At 71.6% G+C, this 15,805-nt stretch carries 9 protein-coding genes; 1 reads left to right on the forward strand and 8 read right to left on the reverse strand.

Going from position 1 to position 15,805, the window contains the following annotated elements:
- Positions 1 to 45 precede the first annotated feature (45 nt).
- Positions 46 to 501, forward strand: coding sequence for a recombinase family protein (locus ACPYN5_RS12420; RefSeq protein WP_424449299.1), 456 nt, complete (start codon positions 46 to 48; stop codon positions 499 to 501).
- A gap of 61 nt (positions 502 to 562) precedes the next feature.
- Here ACPYN5_RS12420 and ACPYN5_RS12425 read toward each other — a convergent pair whose 3' ends face one another.
- Genes ACPYN5_RS12425 through ACPYN5_RS12460 form a run of 8 tightly spaced genes read right to left on the reverse strand, consistent with a single transcriptional unit; the run spans position 563 to position 15,638 of the window.
- Complete coding sequence (locus ACPYN5_RS12425; RefSeq protein ID WP_424449300.1) at positions 563 to 2,233, reverse strand: serine/threonine-protein kinase; 1,671 nt, start codon at positions 2,231 to 2,233, stop codon at positions 563 to 565.
- Complete coding sequence (locus tag ACPYN5_RS12430; RefSeq protein ID WP_424449301.1) at positions 2,230 to 3,612, reverse strand: FHA domain-containing protein; 1,383 nt, start codon at positions 3,610 to 3,612, stop codon at positions 2,230 to 2,232. The genes ACPYN5_RS12425 and ACPYN5_RS12430 overlap by 4 nt, the downstream gene beginning before the upstream one ends.
- Positions 3,612 to 4,436, reverse strand: a complete 825-nt coding sequence (locus tag ACPYN5_RS12435; protein WP_424449302.1) for a PP2C family protein-serine/threonine phosphatase — start codon at positions 4,434 to 4,436, stop codon at positions 3,612 to 3,614. Before ACPYN5_RS12435 ends, ACPYN5_RS12430 begins: the two co-directional genes overlap by 1 nt.
- Positions 4,433 to 4,822, reverse strand: coding sequence for an FHA domain-containing protein (locus tag ACPYN5_RS12440; protein ID WP_424449303.1), 390 nt, complete (start codon positions 4,820 to 4,822; stop codon positions 4,433 to 4,435). Before ACPYN5_RS12440 ends, ACPYN5_RS12435 begins: the two co-directional genes overlap by 4 nt.
- On the reverse strand, positions 4,819 to 7,113 hold the full coding sequence (locus ACPYN5_RS12445) for a transglutaminase-like domain-containing protein (RefSeq protein ID WP_424449304.1): 2,295 nt from the start codon (positions 7,111 to 7,113) through the stop codon (positions 4,819 to 4,821). The genes ACPYN5_RS12440 and ACPYN5_RS12445 overlap by 4 nt, the downstream gene beginning before the upstream one ends.
- Positions 7,110 to 8,543, reverse strand: coding sequence for a DUF58 domain-containing protein (locus ACPYN5_RS12450; RefSeq protein ID WP_424449305.1), 1,434 nt, complete (start codon positions 8,541 to 8,543; stop codon positions 7,110 to 7,112). The genes ACPYN5_RS12445 and ACPYN5_RS12450 overlap by 4 nt, the downstream gene beginning before the upstream one ends.
- Complete coding sequence (locus ACPYN5_RS12455; protein ID WP_424449306.1) at positions 8,543 to 9,514, reverse strand: AAA family ATPase; 972 nt, start codon at positions 9,512 to 9,514, stop codon at positions 8,543 to 8,545. The genes ACPYN5_RS12450 and ACPYN5_RS12455 overlap by 1 nt, the downstream gene beginning before the upstream one ends.
- Positions 9,515 to 9,566: 52 nt before the next feature.
- Entirely contained in the window at positions 9,567 to 15,638 is a 6,072-nt protein-coding gene (locus tag ACPYN5_RS12460; protein WP_424449307.1) for an Ig-like domain-containing protein, read from the reverse strand.
- Between the last annotated feature and the right edge of the window lie 167 nt (positions 15,639 to 15,805).

Below are 15,805 nucleotides of genomic sequence, written 5' to 3' on the forward strand. Positions count from 1 at the left end.
CGAACTCGTGGTGAAAACGGTTCTCGCGTCGGCGAGAATGAGAGGGTGACAACTCCGACCGAGGACGACCGGACGACCCTCCCGGCGGCGGACTACGCCGAGACCCGCACGATCGCGCTGCCCGACTCGCCCGTCGACGAGCTGCCCGACAGCTTCGCGGCCCTGCAGCCGAGCCCGGAGTGGTGGGCCGCCCGTCCCGCGGGTGCGCGCCTGGTCGGTCTCGTCGTCTCGCGCGACGACATGCCGAGCATCGTCGCCCAGCGCGACGCGCTCGCGCAGTTCGGCGTCCCGATCGAGGGCTTCCGGCATCCCGCCCCCGAGACGGGCGAAAGCTGGCAGGAGCGTCTATCGCGCCTGTTCGGTCACCTGACGGCGGGCGATGTCGTCGTCGTGTCTGATGCGCACGCGCTGGGGCGCGACGCCGACGAGGAGACCCGCACGATCGCCGAGCTGCGGCGCCGCTCCGTGATCGTCAAGGTGCTCGGCTCGCGCCTGATCTGAGGGTCGTCAGACGCGGCCACGGAGCCCGAGGACACCACCAAGAGGCCGACGAACGCGCAGGCTAGGGCGTGCAGCCGCGAACCGCGTCACCGGCGCCGCCGTTGGCGCGCACGAGCTGCACCTCGATGCAGGTACGGCCGGACGGATCCGCGGGAATCGTGACCGTCTCGCCCTCCACGCGCTGCGGCGCGCTCGTCCCCTCGAGCGTGACGGGGTACCAGAGGTATGAGTCACCCTCGGCCGGATCCGGGTTCGTCCACGTGAAGACGATGTCGGTTCCCGCCACGGCCCCCACCAGATCGCCGACGCGCGGGACGAACCCTGCCAGAGGGTCCTGCGGAGCACTCGACGGCGTCTCGCTCGCCGCAGGCTCGGCGGGGGCGGTCGGCTGCAGCAGACTGGCCACCACGACGACGGCCACGACGAGCGCCGCCGCCACCCCGCCGAGGGCGATCCACAGCCATGGACGCGAGCGGGCCGGCGACCTGGTCGCCCCGGGGTCGTCCGTCACGGCGTCCGCGGGCGCCGCCGGTGCGACCTCCGGGCTCGCTTCGCCCGCGGCAACGGCCGGCGCCGCCGCTGCCCGCCGCATCGTCTGGTCGGCGACGGGCTCGACCGTGCGCGGCCGGCGCACGGTGGCATCCTGCTCGGTGCGAGCCGACGGGCGCAGCACGGTCTCGTCGGGCGCGCTCGGCGCGAAGGGCGATCCGGTCGCGGCCGGAGCGAACGGCGACGACGCCTCCGGGGCGTCCTTGCGACGTGTCGATCCCGCCGGCGGAGCGGTCGTCGGCTCGATGCTCACGATGCCCCGCACCCGGGTCAGCTCGCCGTCGGCATCCTCCTCCTGCTCGGCGTCGGGAGAGTCGTCGAGGATGTCGATGGGCGTGACCGAGTGCGCGAGCTCGATCTGCACGCGCTGCAAGGCCCGGGCGAAAGCGACGGCGCTGTCGAAGCGCGCCGCAGGGCTCTTCGACATCGCGCGCGCCAGCACCTGCTGCAGCGACGGCGGCACGTCGGCACGGTCGAGCGGAGCGAGCGGCGCGGTCTCGATGCGCTGGATGAGATCCGCCGCGCCGTTGCGCCCGCCGGGCTGCTCGAACGGCGATCGCCCCGCGAGGAGCGTGTAGATCGTCGCCCCCAGTGCGTACACGTCCGAGCGAACGCCTGAGTCGGCGCCGTCCGCGAACGCCTCGGGCGGCGACCACGGAATCGACATGCCCGCGGTCTCGTCGCCGCCGTCGGTCGTCGTCGCGATCCCGAAGTCGGTGAGTGCCGGGCGGTTGTACTCCGTCACCAGGATGTTGGCCGGTTTGATGTCGCGATGAAGGATGCCGGCACGGTGAGCGGTCTCGACGGCCGCGGCGACCTGGACGCCGACGCGCAGCGCCTCGGCGACCGAGAACGCGGCGGCGCGGTAGCGCACCTGCAGGTTCGGACGGGGGCAGTTCTCCATCACGAGGTACGGCCGCTGGTCCTCGGCCAGGCCGGCCTGGTAGATCGTCACGATCGCCGGATGCGTCGAGAGCATCGCCATGACGTTGGCCTCGGCGGTGAACTGCTCGACGGAGCCGCCCGCCATGCGGTCGGGAAGCAGCACCTTCACGGCGACCTTGCGCCGCGGCAGCTGCTGCTCGTACAGGTAGACGTCGGCGAATCCGCCCGAGCCGAGCAGTTCGAGGTAGGTGAAGCCGGGCAGCTCGGGCGGTGGCGCGGGCGGACGCTTCGCGCTCACGGCAGATCCTCGAAGGCGATCGTCACACCGTCGCCGATGTCGAGCACGTCGCCGGAGACGACCATCGTCGGCTCGTTCGGATGCAGCCGCACCGGATCGTTGCCGCCGCGCAGCAGGACCGAGCCGTTGGTCGTGTCGAGGTCGACCACGAGAACGTGCTCCCCCTCGGCCCGGATCTCGACGTGGTTCCGGGAGATGTCCTGCTCGGGACTCTCCACGGCGACCAGCGTGGGCAGCGTGTCGCCCGTCGAGCGCGAGGAGCGGGGGCGACGACCGACGATGACGGTGTTCTCGAGCTCGACGACCTGACCGTCCGATACGCGGATGCGTCCGCGCGAGAGGCGCCGGGCGGGCACGATCTCCGTGGACTCGTAGATGGCGGGTTCGCCGCGCCGGGCGCTGCGGATGTCGGCCACCGCGATGGTCTCCCCGTCGTGATCTCCGGCCGGGGCCGTCGCCGACACCACGGTGGCGTCGTCGGCGGGCTCGACCTGCTCGCCCTGCTCTGCGGGCTCGACCTGCTCGGCCGGGCTCGCGGGGAGTGTCGGCCGCACGACTGTCTCGCCCCAGATCATCGCGTGCTCGTCGGCGGCGGCGGTGTCGCCGAGCGGGACGAAGGTCTCGGCGCCCGACGACTCGTCGAAGGGGATGTCGGAGTCGCCTGTCGCCGGCGCGACCGGCGTCTCCGCACGACCGGCCGGCTCGAACAGGGGCACCGACGCGGAAGACGAAGCAGGCTCGGGTTCCGGGGCCGGCTCGGGCACAGGAGCGGGGTCCGGAGCCGGCTCGGGCACAGGAGCGGGCGCGAGTGCCGGCTCGGGCGCCGACGACGGCGAGGTGGCGACGGGTGCCGATGCGGCGGGCGTTGCCGCAGCAGAAGGTGTCGACGCGACGAACGGGCTCGCCGGTCGGGCACCCGGTCGCGCTCCGGTCAGATCCACCGTCACGGCATCCGCGGCCACGACTCCCTCGACGAAGGGAAGCGCCGTCGCCTCGTCGGCGGCCTCGGCGAAGAGGGCCGATGCGCGCCGCACGCCCGGGATGAGACGCTCGACCCACGTCGAGACGCCCTGGCCCGACACCGACAGTGGCCCCGTCTCGGTCTCGACGACGAGTTCGACGGGCCCGCGCACGGCGACGCGGAGACCGTCGCCCTCGACGATCGCCAGGACGAAGTCGGGGATCGCCGCGAGCGACGTGCCGAAAGCACCGGTCAGGGCCTCGATGACGGCGCCGATGCCGCGCTCTTCGAGGCGCCGCCAGACCGCCTCGACGGTGGGGATCGAGACGTTCGCGGGCAACGCGACGGCCGCAGCGGGCGCGAGGGCGACACGCCAGTGCTCCGCGGTCGTCGCGGGGACGTAACGGACCTCGACCATCAGGTTCTCCCCCCTGCGGCCGCGGTGCGCGGCCGGGTGTCTATGTCGGCGTCGTCCGGCTGTGCGGACGGGACCGTGTCGTACACGTCGTCGGCGTCCTCTCCCAGCGCGTCGACCACGATGACCGTGACGTTGTCGCGGCCACCGTGCAGCAGCGCTTCGTGCACGAGCCGCTGGGCCGCGTCCTGCGGTTCGGCCTCCTCGTCGAGGATACGGGCGATCCGCTCGTCGTCGAGCTCTGTCGACAGACCGTCCGAGCAGACCAGGATGCGGTCGCCGCTCTCGGCCGGCAGCATCCAGAAGTCCGCCTGCCCGACGCTGCCGGCGCCCAGGGCCCGCGTGATCTCGTTGCGCCGCGCGTGGTGGGCCGCCGTGACGGCGTCCATCCGACCCGAATCGACGAGCTCCTGGACGACGGAGTGATCGACGCTGATCTGCTCGAGTCGCCCGCGCGCCCACCGGTACGTCCGCGAGTCGCCGATGTTCAGCGCCAGCCAGTATCCGGCATCCCCCACCCGGGTCAGCACGACGCCGGTGAGGGTCGTACCGGCGGCCCGCTGCCCCGTCGCCAGGGCGTCGATGCTCGTGCGGGCGCGCTCGATGGCCGAGCGCACGTCGCGATTGGAGACGTCGGGGGCGCCGACGAACTGCTGGAACTCGGCGACGGCCGCGGCGCTCGCCCGTGCGCCCGCCTCGTGTCCGCCCATCCCGTCCGCGACGACGAAGACCGGGACCGCGGCGAGGTAGGAATCCTCGTTCGCTCGGCCTCGCAGCCCGGCGTGCGTCGCTGCGCCGTGTCCGATCCGCAGCGGCACCGGTGTCACCGGAGCACCTCGACGACGAGCCACCGGTCCCCGAGATCGAGCCGGTCACCGCTGCGGAGAATCGTCTGCGCTCCGGGCGCCACGGCGACGTCGTCGCCGCCGGCCCCGCGGCGAACGGTCACGCCGTTCGTCGACGCGCGATCGATGACGGCGAGGCCACCGGCCGCGAGGGGAACGAGCTCGAAGTGGGTGCGCGAGAGGGTCAGCGTCTCATCGCGCAGCACGATCGCGTCGGCGCCGGCGGCGCGGGAGGGGTCTCGGCCGAACACCGTGCGACCGTAGACGGCCGTTCGCGACCCGTCATCCCACGTGAGCAGCGCGCAGACGCCGCTGCGGATCTCGGGGACGCCGGTCAACGGTTCGGTGTCGAAGACCATCGCGCTCATGCCGCACCTCCCCCGTCGCGGCGGCGACGACCGCGCAGAAGCGAGCGCAGGCTGAGACGAGCGCGCAGCCGGCGCCACACCGACACACGACCGCTCATGCCCACCACGATCGCGTCGACCTCGTGCCAGAACGCGTCGATGTCCTCGGCCGTCGGCTCCCCCGGCCCGAACACCCGGGCATCGGCGGATGTCGCGAGAGCCGTCACGTCCGGCTGCTCCATCGTCGCGGCGACCACCTGCGCGCTCTCGCTCCGCGTCGCACCGGCTGCCACGGGAGCGTTCAGGTCGACGGCGCGGTCGATGAGCTCGTCCCATCCGCCCGAGATGCGATCGGCGGGTTTGTCGGCATTGCGCCGCTTCGTTCGCCGAGCGGTCTTCACCGCACCCATGATCACGAACGGGGCGAAGATGATCGCGAGCACGCCGATGCCGATGCCGATCGGGGCGAGGATCGCGCCGATCCAATCGAAGCCCGGGTCCTCCTCCTCTTCCTGGTCGCGGTCGTTGGCGATCGCCGGCGGCAGCTCCGCCGGCTCCTGCGCGGGCGGCGGCGGCTGGAGCACCTGCGGCTTGGGATTGGCCCGCGGTGTCGTCGTCTGCTCGTTCGGCTCGTTGTCCTCGTCGGGGGTCGGGTCGAAGGGAACCCAGCCGTAACCGTCGAAGGCGACCTCGACCCACGCGTGGACGTTGTCGCCGGTGGCGGTGAACTCACCCGGAGTGTCGCCCTCGTCGGGATGCCATCCCATGACGACCCGCGCGGGGATGCCCAGCTGCGCCGACAGCAGCGCCATCGCCACGGCGTACTGCTCGTCGTCGCCGATGATCTCGTCACCCCCGAAGAAGCTGGTGATGCGCGCGGCGCCGTGGCCCGACGGCGAGTAGGGGTCGTCTTCGAGGCCATGGCTGAAGTAGCCGTCGGTCGACAGCCAGTCCGTCAGGGCGCGAACCTGCTCGATCGGTGTGTCGGCGTCGCCGACCGCGTCGGTCGCGAACTGCGACAGTCCGTCGGGGATGCCCTCCTGCTTCGGCATCTTGATCGGGGCGAAGGCGACGTCGGCGAGCGCTTCGTCGGTCGGGATCACCGGGAACACGGTGTCGACGGTGTAGGTCGTTCCGGGGGCGAGTCCCGCCGTGACCGCAGCCGTTCCGGTGGCGTCGTTGTAGTGGGCGGTGCGACGCAACTCGTCGGCACGATCGCCCTCGAACTCGATCGACCGCACGGCTCCGGCGTCGGGAAGCCACACGCCGCGCAGCTCGTCGATCTCGATCTGCAGTCGGCCCGGTACGCCCTCGGCGTCGGGGGACATGTTCGAGCGCAACGGCGTGAACGAGCTCGACGAGCCGGCACCCTCATCGGACACGTTGAAGACGATGCCGTTGTAGGCATCCATCGTCGCGAGCCGTATGCGCCCGTCTTCCGGCAGCCCGCGAACCGTGAACAGCGTCGTCTCCGCATCGTCGCGCACGAGCCCGCGGAACGACTGCAGCGGGCTCGGGTACTGCTTCACGTCGAACGGCGGGATGACGACGTCGCGCAGCACGTAGCGCGTCGACGGCGGGCTTGCCACCGCCGCGGTCGCGACGCCCGCGCTGACGGCGACGGCGACCACGGCGGCACCGGAGATGAGGCGGCGCAGCCGCGTGTGCTTGAGGGCCGCGGCATCCGAGGTGCCCGCCGGCTCGATGCGGACCGCCGCGTTGTCGGGATCCCATGCCTGACGAAGCGCGAGCCAGACCGAGGCGACGACGGCGAAGACGACGCCCTGGGCGATCGGCACCGCGGGCTCGGTCATGCCGAGCAGGATCTGGGCGACGAGGAAGGCGGTGACGGGGATGAGCGACCACGCCGCCTGCCGCAGCCGCAGGGCGAGCGACGCCGTGAGCACGGCGGCCACGAGCGTCAGCAGGAACGGGACGATGAGGTGTCCGTCGTACGGGGCGACGGGGGCCACGGTCGTGAGCAGGCGCTTCCACGATTGCACCGAGCCGAGCGCGAGCTGCGCCCAGGTGTCGAGCGTGGGGATGACGCCCAGCAGGGCGGTGTGCGGCAGCGCGAGCGCACCGCCGAAGAGGAAGTAGGCCGCGACGGTGAGTCCGGCCGTCGGCAGGATGCCCCAGCGGCGGCGGGCGCAGAGCCAGGCGATGCCGATGCCGAGGGCGATCGCGCCGAACCCCGCCAGGAGGTACGCGCCGCCGTCGAAGGTCGGCCCGAAGCCGACGACCGCGACGGCCAGCAGCAGCACGACCGCGACGAGGTCGAGGATGAGGCGGCGGACGGCGGGCGACCTCACGAGAGCACCTTCCGCATCGCCGGCGCCAACTGGTCGAGCGCGCTGATCGAGATGACGTCGGCATCGCCGACACGGCGCAGCAGAGGCACCTCGACCGAGCGGTCGGCGACCACGGCGAGCGCGCGCACGCCCTGAGGGAGCCGCGAGCAGGCGAGCTTGAGCTCGGCCGAGTCGGCGCCGGAGCCGCAGAACAGCACCACGATGGCGATGCCGTGGGAGTTGATCGCGATGGTGCCGGCGAGCGCGACGATGCCGCCGTCGCGCTGGCGCGAGTAGTCGAGGGCCGACAGGTTGTCGAGCAGCCGGCGCGATCCCTGCGTGCGCAGCGGACCGCGCTGGGTGCGGGCTTCGAGCATCCGCGAGTCACGCAGTGCCCGCAGGCCGATCGAGCCGGCGGCTGAGATCGCGAGCTCGAACTCGTCGGCGTCGGCGTAATCGCCGGCGTAGGTCGAGAGGCCGAGCACGAAGTGCGAGCGGCGGGTCTCCTCGTACTGGCGCATCATCAGCTCACCGACGCGGGCGGTGGATTTCCAGTGCACGTGGCGGAGGTCGTCGCCCGGCTGATACTCCCGCAGCGCGTGGAACGACACGTCGTCGCTGGCGAGATCCGACGAGGGCAGTCCTTCGAGGTCGCGCAACCGGCCGAGCGACAGGCCCTCGAGGGGGACCGTGCGCGGGTGCACGTAGAGGTCGACGGCCTGACGGCGGTCGCTGCTGCGCTCGAAGAGTCCGAGCGGGTCGCCGCGCAGCACGCTGACCGGGCCGACCGCGAGCACGCCGCGCGCCGTCGTGGGGATGGCGAACAGCTCCTCGTGAACGGCCTCGGGCGCGAGGCGGGGGACGTCGAACTCGCCGCGACCCGAGCCGACGGGCAGCACGACACGCGACGGCAGGATCGAGCGAGACGTGCCGTTGGCGAGGGTGAGTCCGCCGATCGCGCGCTCACCGACGACGACGTGCGTGCGCGTCAGATCGAGGTCGACGTCGTACGCGGTGCCGCCGAAGAGGAACGGGATGCTGAGGACGATGATCGCGGTGAGGATGACCGCCGCGATCACCATCTCCTGCCAGCCGAAGCTGAGGGCGAGGATCCACAGCAGAACGGTCGCGAAGAGCAGCACCCAGCCGAGCGGGCGCACGGTTCGGGTGATCAGCCGGATGATGCGGCGCGCGACCGTCCACCATGCTTCGAGCCGCTCGCGCCACGCCTCCAGCCGCGAGGGCGCCTCGGCGTTGACGGGGGCGGCACCGGCCGCGAGGGTCGTCGTGCCGACCTGGACGGTCGCGTCGGCGTCGCGCGTCGTGTCGCCCACGGTGCGGGCATCCGCCGTCGCTTCCCCCGCTGCGGGCGTCGCTGCCGCGCGACCGGCAGCGCCACGGCCCCGGCGCGTGGGACGCGTCGAGGTCGGAGCGGAAGGGGGTGTGGCCATCAAGCGTCCGCCCGCGCGAGCGGCGCCTCGACATCGGCGAGGGCGTTGTTCATGACCGCCTCGGCGGTCGTGCCGGTGAACTCGGCCTCGGGGTCGAGCACGAGGCGGTGCGCCCACACCGGCAGCGCGAGCAGCTTGATGTCGTCGGGCACGACGTAGTGACGCCCCTGCGCCGCGGCGTAGACCTTCGCGATGCGGATCATCGCGATCGCACCGCGCACCGAGACCCCCAGCCGCGTCGCCGACGCCTCGCGCGTGGCCTCGACGATCTGGGCCGCGTAGCGCGCGACGACCGGGTCGATGTGCACGGTCGCGGCCAGGTCGGCCATCTCGCCCACGGCCCGGGTCGTGATGACCGGCTTGAGACTCGCCGACGGGTTGCGGTCGACCGCGCCGACGAGGATGCGCTCCGACACTGCCAGGCTGGGGTATCCGATCGACGTCTTGATCATGAACCGGTCGAGCTGGGCCTCGGGCAGCTTGTACGTACCGGCCTGCTCGATGGGGTTCTGCGTCGCGATGACGAGGAACGGGCGGCCGACCTCGTGCGCCACGCCGTCGACGGTGATGCGCGACTCCTCCATGACCTCCAGTAGCGCCGACTGCGTCTTGGGCGAGGCTCGGTTGATCTCGTCGGCGAGCACGATCGAGGCGAAGACGGGCCCGCGGTGGAACTCGAAGCGCTTGTTCGCCTGGTCGTAGATGGTCACACCCGTGACATCCGAGGGCAGCAGGTCGGGGGTGAACTGGATGCGGTTCGACGTCCCCTGCACGCTGGCCGCGATCGCCTTGGCGAGGCTCGTCTTTCCCGTTCCCGGCGCGTCCTCGAGCAGCACGTGACCCTCGGCGATCATCGCCGAGAGCACGAGGGCGACGACCTCGCGCTTGCCCAGGAGCGCCGCGTCGACGTTGTCGATCAGACGCGCGAAGGTGTCGCGGAACCACGCTGCCTGCTCGGGTGTCATGCTCATTCGTTCGTTCTCGTTCCTCGTGATGAATGGGGAGCCGGTCGGATGCGGTGCGCTACCAGCGCGTGTGCTCGCTGTCGCCCCAGCCCTTGATGCGGACGAAGGCGTCGTACCCGTCCGAGCCCAGGTAGCAGGTGAGCTCGACCGAGCCGTTGGCGGGCACGTTGAACGGGCCGTCGTAGCTGTTGAACTTGCTGCCGTTGGAGTAGCAGTCGATGCGGTAGCTGCCGGCGGGGAAGTCCGAGGTGTGCAGCCGGAAGTAGTAGCACCCGTTCGCGCAGCCCGACTTCGGCGTGCCCTTCTCGATCCACGCCCGCGGCTGCGGGGGCGGCGGCGCGTCGGGCGTGCGGACCTGCGCGCGCGCCGTCGTGGTGTTGCTCCCCGCCGCGGAGGTGCGCACGTCGATCGTCTGCGTGCTGCTGTAACCGACGTCGCCTCGCTGACTCGAGCCGCTCGCGTCGACGCGCTGCCAGCCGCCGCCGTTGATGCTGATCTCGGTGACGACGTCGCGACCGTTCCGGGCCGGCGACGTCCATGAGAGGGTGACCCGGTTGCCGTCGCGCGTGGCGTTCGCGGTCGGGTTGCCGATCTGACCGTAGGGCGCCACCTGGTTGGATGCCGCGGAGGCCTCGCCCTCGTACGTCGAGCCATCGGCGCTCGCGACGGCGCGCACCCGGACCGAGTAGGCGCCGTTGTTGTTCACCTGCCCGTTGCCGATGGTGCCCGATCCGCCGTTGCCGCCGCCGACCCAGTCGCTGCGCCAGCCGCCGTTGTTGACGGAGTACTGGTACGTGACCTCGCCGGGGTTCGCTCCGTTGAGGGCGCCGGCCGTCCACGAGACGGTGACGCGGTTGTCGCCCTCGGCCGCGCTGACGCCGGTCGGCGCACCCGGTGGCGTGAAGGCACGGCGCGGCGCCGACGACGCGCTCCACTCGCCCCACCCGGCCTTGTTCTGGGCTCGGACGATGAAGGTGTAGTCGCTCGTCGAGGTGTCGACGGTGACGGCCTGGCTCGTCTGCCCCGCGGGCACCGAGATGTCCTGCACGACGGTGCCGCCGCGGCGCACCTGCAGCTGGTACCCGGCGATGGCGTCGCCGTTGTTGGCCGGCTGGTTCCAGCTCACCTGCATCTGCGCGCGGTTGCCCACCGGGTTCAGGCGCTGCGTCGATGGGGCGGCAGGGGCGTCGGGCTTGCCTGCGGGCACCATCGACTGCGACCAGACGCTCCAGCTCGAGGGCTCCGGCGCGCGGTTGTGGGCCCGCACGCGCACTTGGTACTGCACGCCGTTCTGCAGGCCGTCCCAGGTGATGCGGGTGCCGGTGACGCCGGCCTTCTCGGCGACGCCCGAGGGCGGTGCGGGCGAGATCTGCAGGCTGTAGCTCTCGACCGGCGAGCCCTCGGTGCGCGGCACCGTCCACGTCACGTCGAGGCTGCGGTCGCCGAAGGCGAGGCTCGGCGGGTTCGGGGTGTCGGGGCGCTGGTCGGGACGCGCGGTCTCCGACGGCAGCGAGGGGTCGGACTCGCCGACGCGGTTCGTGGCCGTCACGACGAAGTTGTACTCGACGTTGTTGGTCAGTCCGTCGAGGGTGCACGTCGTCGAACGGCATTCGCGGGAGTACCCGCCCGAGGTCGTCCGCACGGTGTAGCCCGTGATCGAGGCGCCGTTGTCGATCGGCGGCGACCACGCGAGGACGACGGTGCGGCTCTCGACGCTCGTGACGGTCGGCTTGCCCGGTGCGTCGGGGCGCCCCTGCACCGTGATGCGGATCTGACCGTCGACCTGACGATCGGCATCGTCCGTCGCGTCGGCGATGCGGTAGCGCACGACGAGCGTGCCCACGAAGTCGGAGCGGCTTGTCACCTCGACACGGTCGCCGGCGACCCTCGCGTCACCGCCCGTCGTCTCGCTGAACGCGCCCACCACCGTGAGCGGCGTTCCCGGGAACGGGTTGACGTCGTTCTCGAGCACCCGCACCGAGATCGTCGCGCCCTGGTCGGCCTGCTCGATGACATCGGCGTTCGCCGTCGCGAGCGGCCGGGTCGACGCGGTCACCGTGACCGTGATCGCCGCGGTCACCGGATCGGACTCGCCGTCGGTGACGCTCACCTGGACCGGGAGCGAGGTGCCCTTCGCGACATCGGTGCTCGCGGACACCGAGAGCACCGAGCCCTCGACGCGCGCAGTCAGCCCGTCGGGCGCGCCACCGGCGATCGCGAAACGCAGCTGCTCGGCGTCGCCCGGGTCGGGGTCGGTCGCCAGCGCGGCGAGATCGAGGGTGCGCGCATCCTCGCCCTGTGCGACCTCCATCTGCGCACCGATCATCGTCGGCGGCCGGTTGTCGGGCGGGGTGACGGTGATGGGGATCATGAGGGTCGCTTTGCGCCCCGCGGGGTCGTCGGGGCCTGTCCCGTCGGTGACCTCGAAGGTCAGCGCGTCCTGGCCGAAGTACTCGGCGGCGGACGTGTATTGAAGGGTCCGCTCGTCCTTGATCAGGGAGCCGCCGTCGGAGTGGGTCGCCGTGACCTTCTCGGCCTCGGTCACCACGACCTCGCGGCCGCCCGACGCGCGCACGTACTCCGACAACGGAAGCTCGACGGTCTCGCCGCTCTTGACCACGAGCGCCTCGGTCGAGATGAGGCTCGGCGGCAGCTCGGCGAGCGCGGGGACGTGGACGAAGGCCGCTGCGGTGAGCTCGTCCTCGTCGGTGATGAAGTACGTGATGAGCTGGCGCTGATCGGTCAACGGCACCGAGACGGTTCCGTTCGGGCGCACCGTGGCGTTCTCGCCGCCGGCGCCGAGCGTGACGCGCAGGGCCGCACGGGTTCCGTCGGGGTCGTCGTCGTTGTCGAGCACCGCGACCTCGGCTGCGCCGCTCTCGTCGACGTCCTCGGCGCGCACCCGGTCGTCGCGGGCGATGGGTCGCTGCAGCGGAACCTCGGGGTCGATCGTGATCTGCACCGGGGCGGTCGACGTCAGGCCGCGCGCATCCTCGATCGTGTACTGGATGCTGGTGTTCATCGCCGCATCGGGGGCGGTGATGATGATCTGCTCCCCCGACACCTCTGCGGCGAGTCCGTCGACGTTGGGCACCTCGAGCGCGTCGGCGGCGAAGCCGAACTGGTCGCCGTCGGGGTCGGAGTCGTTCTCGAGCACCGAGACGGCGACCTGACGCCCGGGCCGCATGATGACGGCATCCTTGACCGCGTAGGGAGCCTGGTTGGTGGTCTCGGGCGGGGCGATGCCGACCTGGATGCGGGCGGTGCCCTCCTTGCCGAGGCGGTCGCGCACCCGGTAGGAGAACGAGTCCGAGCCGACGCTGGTGTCGAACGCCTCGTAGACGAAGGTGTTCGATCCCGTCTCGACGATGCGGCCCTTGCTCGGGGAGCTCGCGATGCCGATCAGCTCGACCGAGTCGCCGTCTTCGTCGATGCCGTCGAGGGGCACCGGGATGGTGACCTCCGACCCGCTGAGCGTCCGCGCGGTGAGGTCGCGCGGGCGGGGCGCGGCGTTGGCGTCATCCTGGCGGGGCAGGATCTGGATCGTCACGTAGGCGCCGGCGCGCTGCCCGGAGCTGTCGACCGCCTCGTAGGTGGCGTTGACGGTCTTGGGCTCGTCCCCGGCGCGGAAACGCAGCTTGTCCTCGGAGACGAAGACCTGGCCGTCGGCCTCGTCGACGAGCGGCGGCACGAGGTCGGGCGAGACGTGAAGCGTGTCGCCGTTGGGGTGGGTGTCGTTGGCGAGCACATCGATCGTCACGACGTCGCCGACGCGGACGACCGCGGTGTCGTTGTTCGCGACGGGTGGGCGCAGGCGGTCGGGAGCGGGGATCGGGATGACGACGATCTCGCCGGTGGCCGACTGATCGCCGTTCGAGATGGTGTACGACACCCTCGTCTGCTCGCTGAGCGACCCCTGATCGGTGATGCGCACCGTCTCGTGACCGAGCACGGCAGCGGTGACTCCGCCGTCGGGGTCGGCCGTCACGGACTGGACGACGAGGATGCCGCCGGCGGGATCGGTGTCGTTGCCCAGCACGTTCACGAGCACGTCGCCGCCCGTCGGCAGCAGGGCGACGTCGCGGACCGCGACCGGGGGCAGGTTCGTGTCGGCCGCGGGCAGGACATCGACCCGCACGAGCCCGGGAACGCTGTTCGGCCCCGCCGAGACGAGGTAGTCGACGTAGTACGTGTTCACGACGTCGGAGGTGAAGGTGAAGGTCTGCTCGGCGAAGTCGGGCTGGATCGTCGCGCCCTCGACCTCGTCGACGCGCGTCATCCGCAGGGGCTCGCGTCCCGCGCTCGTGTCGTTGGTCAGCGGCGACACGGTGACCGACTGGCCCACCCGGGTCACGACGTGGTCGGCGTTGGTGACGGGCACCGTCGTCCCGGGAGGCCGCACGTCGATGCGGAGCACTCCGGCGCCGTCATCCGTCCCGTCGGAGACGACGATGGGGACGTCCTTGCGCCCCTGAACGGCGCCGATCGCGCGGTACGTGATCTGACCGTCGGAGGTGAAGTCGGCCTCATCGCCGCCGTCGGGCTGGACCGACTTGAGGAAGATGTCGTCGCCGTCGGGATCGATCCACTCCGTCAGGACGTTGTACGAGGTGGTGCCGCCGGCTTCGACGGTGACGGGTGTCACGCGCTGCTGCACGGGGGGTGAGTTCTCGTCGTCGCCGCGCACCGCGAGTCGCACCGTCGCGGATGCCTCGCCGCCGCGGCCGTCGTCGGCCGTGTAGGTGAACGACGTCGATCCGGATGCGTCCTCGGGAACGGCGATCTGCAGCGCCCCACCGTTCTGGATCTGGGAGATCTCGCCGAAGGCGGGTTCGCTGGTCGCCTCGGCGACGAGCACGTCGCCGTCGGCGTCGGTGTCGTTGAAGAGCACCGGCAGCACGGTCGTACGGCCGGGTCGCACGCCGAACGAGTCGTCGACGGCGATCGGCGGGGTGTTCTCCTCCGTGCGCTCGGGCAGAGCCGTCTCGACGGTCTCCTCCGTGGTCTCCTGCTCCTCGTCGCCGGTGCCCTCGGGCGGGGTGATGTCGGTCCAGTTGTCGACGCGCTGCATGTTCTCGCTCGCGAGCCAGGCCGCACCGCCGAACACGTCGTTGAGGACGACGACATCCCGGTTCACGCGGAACTCGAGCTGGGCGGCGGGGTCGATGCCCTCGATCTCCTGCACGACGTCGTCGGCGTCGTTCGCGCAGTCGCGCACGAACATGCCCGACCCCGACCACGCACCGTAGGAGCATCCGCCGACGAAGACCGGTTCCGCCGGCGTCCCCTCGCCGCCGGCCTCGATCGTCGTCGTCTCGCCGCCCGGGCTCACCCGCAGCAGTCCCGTCGAGGTGCTCACGGTGAGTGTCTCGGCCGCGTTCGACGGACGCTGCAGGAGTGCGTCGTCGGGCAGCGTCGTCTGAGACCCGTCGCCGCCGTAGAGGACGCCCGTGTCGCGGTCGAGGACGAAGGGCGTCTGGCCCAGCGAGGTGATCGCGAGCTCGTGGTCTTCGGCGATGCCCTCGAGGCTTCGCTCAGCCGTCTGCGCGACGGTGCCGTCGCCGATCGGCGCGTAGGCGTAGAGCGAGGCTCCGCCGGCCGAAGCGGCGTAGATGGTGCCGTCGGTGCCGACGGTCGCGGTCGCCTTCTCACCGAGTTCCGCGATCGGCTCGTTCGCTTCGAAGCTGAAGCCGTTGACGCCCGCGAACTGCACGGTGCGCAGGGCTCCGGCCGCATCGAGCACCGAGACGGTGTCGGATCCGAGGGCGATCTGCGCGCCCGGCTGCACCTCGGCGGTACCCGAGAGCACGACCTTCGCGGGGTCGACCGCCGACATCGCCGAGCCGTCGGCGTCGACGACGACCACTCGGGGGCCCGACTGGAGGACGTCGTACTCGGCCGAGGTCGTCCGCAGGCTGCCGTCGAGCACGCGCGATTCGTTGTTGTAGTGGCCCACGAGCAGGCTCGACTGCTTCGTCACCCACACGCCGCCGTCGTGCAGGTCGACCTCGGTGGTGGGCTCACCCTCGTAGGCGACGGCGAGCGTGCCGATCGTCAGCGCCGCGATCGTCACGACGCCGGCGGAGAGGAGCGTGCGCGGGCGCGCCCGCAGCCACGAGGTCGACTTCATTGGGCTCGGCTCCCCCCGGGGCGACGATCATCGGCCCGACAGACGGGCGCGCACTGGTTGAACTGCGGAACCACCCTATGCCAGACGACCGGCCGGATTTGTTGGTTGACATGGGGAGTTCTCCCCATGTGCGACCGCCGCGAGGTGTGCTTCGGGGGGTGCGGCCG

The sequence above is a fragment of the Microbacterium arborescens genome (genome assembly GCF_049707515.1).
In the GTDB taxonomy this organism is placed as follows: Bacteria; Actinomycetota; Actinomycetes; order Actinomycetales; family Microbacteriaceae; genus Microbacterium; species Microbacterium arborescens_B.

Coding starts and splice junctions, on each gene's coding strand:
- ACPYN5_RS12455 (WP_424449306.1), bottom strand. CDS start 9,514: ATGAGCATGACACCCGAGCAGGCAGCGTGGTTCCGCGACACCTTCGCG.
- ACPYN5_RS12460 (WP_424449307.1), bottom strand. CDS start 15,638: ATGAAGTCGACCTCGTGGCTGCGGGCGCGCCCGCGCACGCTCCTCTCC.
- ACPYN5_RS12440 (WP_424449303.1), bottom strand. CDS start 4,822: ATGAGCGCGATGGTCTTCGACACCGAACCGTTGACCGGCGTCCCCGAG.
- ACPYN5_RS12450 (WP_424449305.1), bottom strand. CDS start 8,543: ATGGCCACACCCCCTTCCGCTCCGACCTCGACGCGTCCCACGCGCCGG.
- ACPYN5_RS12430 (WP_424449301.1), bottom strand. CDS start 3,612: ATGGTCGAGGTCCGTTACGTCCCCGCGACGACCGCGGAGCACTGGCGT.